Raw genomic sequence first — 3060 nt, 5'->3', positions numbered from 1 at the left:
GCCGTGGCAATGGTGGCGAAATTGTCGTCTGCCAGCACGATCTCCGATGCCTCGCGGGCGGCGGCCGTGCCCTTCTGTCCCATGGCTACACCCACGTCCGCGCTGCGCAGGGCCGGCGCGTCATTGACCCCATCCCCGGTCATGGCAGTGACCTGCTCCCGGGACCGCAGGCCCCGGACCAGGCGCAGCTTGTCGTCGGGGCTGAAGCGGGCGAAGACATCCGTGTTCATGGCGGCCTCGGCGACCGCGTCGTCATCCAGGGACTGGAAGTCCTTGCCGTTCATGCCGCTTTGGCCATCGCCGATGCCGAGCTGGCGACCGATGGCCAGGGCGGTACCCAGGTGGTCGCCGGTGATCATCTTGACCCGGATCCCGGCCCGGTGACAGTCGGCTACCGCCTGGATGGCCTCGTCCCGGGGTGGGTCCTCCAGGGCGATCAGACCGAGCAGAATCAGCTCTTCATCAATATCCGATTCGTCCAGGGTGGTCATGTCCGAAGCAACCGATTTCATCGCCAGTGCCAGGGTGCGTTGACCCCGCTCGGCAAAGGCGTCCTGTCGAGCTTGCCAGTCCCGGACGTCGAGGGCCTGCCGGCTGCCATCGGCGGCCAGGGCCTGGCCGCAGCGTTCAAGCAAGAGTTCCGGGGCCCCCTTGACCAGGATCAGGCCCTTGCCGTGGTGATCGTGGTTGAGCGTGGCCATGTAGCGGCGCTCGGACTCGAAGGGGATGGCATCGGTACGGGGCCACTCGCGCTTGCAGTGACTGCGATCCAGTTGCGCCTTTTCCGCCAGCACCAGCAGGGCCGCTTCCATGGGGTCGCCGCTGATCCGCGTCCCTTCTTCGGTGCGCTCCAGGCCGGCTTCATTGCACAGACATCCCCCCAGCAGGAGCTTGTCCAGGGCCTGGTCATCCTCCCCGGGGCGCTCCAGCCGACCCTCGGCGGTATAGCCGGAGCCGCTGACCGGATATTCGCCCCCCAGCGTGGCCAGGGCCCGCACGGTCATTTCATTGCGGGTCAGGGTACCGGTCTTGTCGGAGCAGATGACGGTGACCGAGCCCAGGGTTTCCACCGCCGGCAGCCGCCGCACAATGGCCTGGCGGCGGGCCATGATCTGGACTCCCATGGCCAGGGTGATGGTGATGATGGCGGGCAGGCCTTCCGGGATGGCGGCCACCGCCAGGCTGACGGCGGCGAGAAACATTTCGGCGGCGGCCATGTCCCGCCAGAATACACCCAGGATGAAGACCAGCGCCGCGAGTGTCAGGATTACTACCGTCAGTTGATGCCCGAACTGGTCGATTTTTTTCAGCAGCGGTGTGCTGATCGATTCCACATCCTCGGTGGCCTGACGAATCCGGCCCAGTTCGGTGTTTTCACCGGTGGCCACCACCACGGCGCGGACCTGACCGGAGGCTACCAGGGTGCCGGACCAGAGCATGCTGCTGCGATCCGCCAATACCGCGTCGCCTTCCACCGAGTCGCTTCCCTTGTCCACGGGGACTGACTCACCGGTGAGGCTGGATTCATCTGCCCGCAGTCCCCGGGCCTTGAGGATGCGCAGGTCGGCGGGGATTCGGTCACCGCTTTCCAGCAGCACCACATCTCCCGGCACCAGTTCGGCGGCGTCGATCTCACGGCTCTCGCCCTGGCGTATCACCCGTACGCGGGTCACCAGCAGCTTGCGGATACTGTCCATGGCGCGTTCGGCGCGCCCTTCCTGTATGAAGCCGATCAGGGCGTTGATTACCACCACGCTGAAGATGACGGCTGCATCCAGCCAATGGCCCAGCAGCACGGTGATGACACCGGCTGCCAGCAGGACGTATATGAGGACGTTGTTGAACTGGCGCAGGAAACGGCGCAGGGGGCTCGGCCGCTGAGATTCCCGAAGGCGGTTTTCGCCATATTGATCGAGCCGTCGAGCGGCCTCGTCGGGACTCAGGCCTTCGTTGCCTGAGGCCAAGGCCTCGAGTACCTGCTCCTTGGTCTCGGCGTGGGGACGGGCAATGGACTGTTCCTGCATGAACGGCCTTGTCCTTCGTTGGGTTTTATCAGCTTGTGATTATGTCCGATGGAGAAGGCAAGAGAAAGGTGGCCCGGGAATCAATCGATGGTTCCCAGGGAATGATCTACAGTGGCTCAGGCCTGTGCAGCGCAAAGCCCTGGGCACGATGGATGCCGATTTCCCGCAAGGGCGCCAGCAGTTCAGGGCGTTCCACGAACTCGGCCACCGTCTGCATGCCCATGGTCTGGCCGATGCGCTGCATGGCTTCCACCATCGCCCGGTCCTCGGGGTTCTTGTCCAGCTTGCGAATGAAGCTGCCATCGATCTTGAGGCAATCGAATTGCATGTTCCGCAGATAGCCGAATGAGGACAGACCACTGCCAAAGTCATCCAGGTGAATTTCGCAACCAAGCTGGCGGAGCTCCCGGAACAGGGCATTGGCTCTTGCATAATGGGTCATGGCGGCGGTTTCGGTGATTTCGAAGGCGAGCCGCTCGCCCTTGATACCGTAGTGACGACAAGACTGGCGAATGAAGCTGAACAGCTCGGAATCATCCAGGGTAAGACCTGACAGGTTGATGGAGAGCATTTCACCTGTGCAGAGACCATCGGCCAGGTGCCGGAGAACCCGGTCGATTACCCATCGATCCAGATCTGGCATGATTTCGTAACGTTCCGCGGTGAGGATGAAGTCCTGCGGCAGGATCAGTTCACCCTCCTCATTACGCATTCTGAGCAACACTTCTCGACGGGCTTGACCTTCTTGGTTCAGGGGGATGATTCGTTGCCCGAAGAGCAGGAAGCGGCCTTCCTTCAGTGCATGGCGCAGACGTTCGAACCAGCCGATCTCCTGATGCCGCACTCGCAGCAGCTGATCGTCTGCATCATAAACCCTGACCTGGTTCCGTCCGCTTTCCTTGGCGGCATAGCAGGCCAGGTCCGCCTGCCGCAGCAGCTCCGCGCTGGACTCTTCGCCACCGGAAAAATGGACCAGGCCAATGCTGGCCCCGACATCGAAGTGGCGGTCCTCTACCCGGAATTGAAAATGGCGCAG

Annotated in this window: 2 protein-coding genes; both read right to left on the bottom strand. The window is 63.0% G+C overall.

Going from position 1 to position 3060, the window contains the following annotated elements; all coding sequences use genetic code 11:
- Positions 1–2024: cation-translocating P-type ATPase (locus tag ACJWXQ_RS08390; RefSeq protein WP_406672574.1), on the bottom strand; the 2024-nt coding region annotated here is incomplete at its 3' end.
- Between the two features lie 106 nt (positions 2025–2130).
- The coding region (locus ACJWXQ_RS08385) for an EAL domain-containing protein (protein WP_406672573.1) at positions 2131–3060 on the bottom strand (930 nt) is incomplete at its 5' end.

The organism is Natronospira sp. (assembly GCF_007134575.1).
Classification (GTDB): Bacteria; Pseudomonadota; Gammaproteobacteria; order Natronospirales; family Natronospiraceae; genus Natronospira; species Natronospira elongata.
Note: the sequence above shows the minus strand (reverse complement) of the source record. Positions and strands in the feature narration are given on the sequence as shown.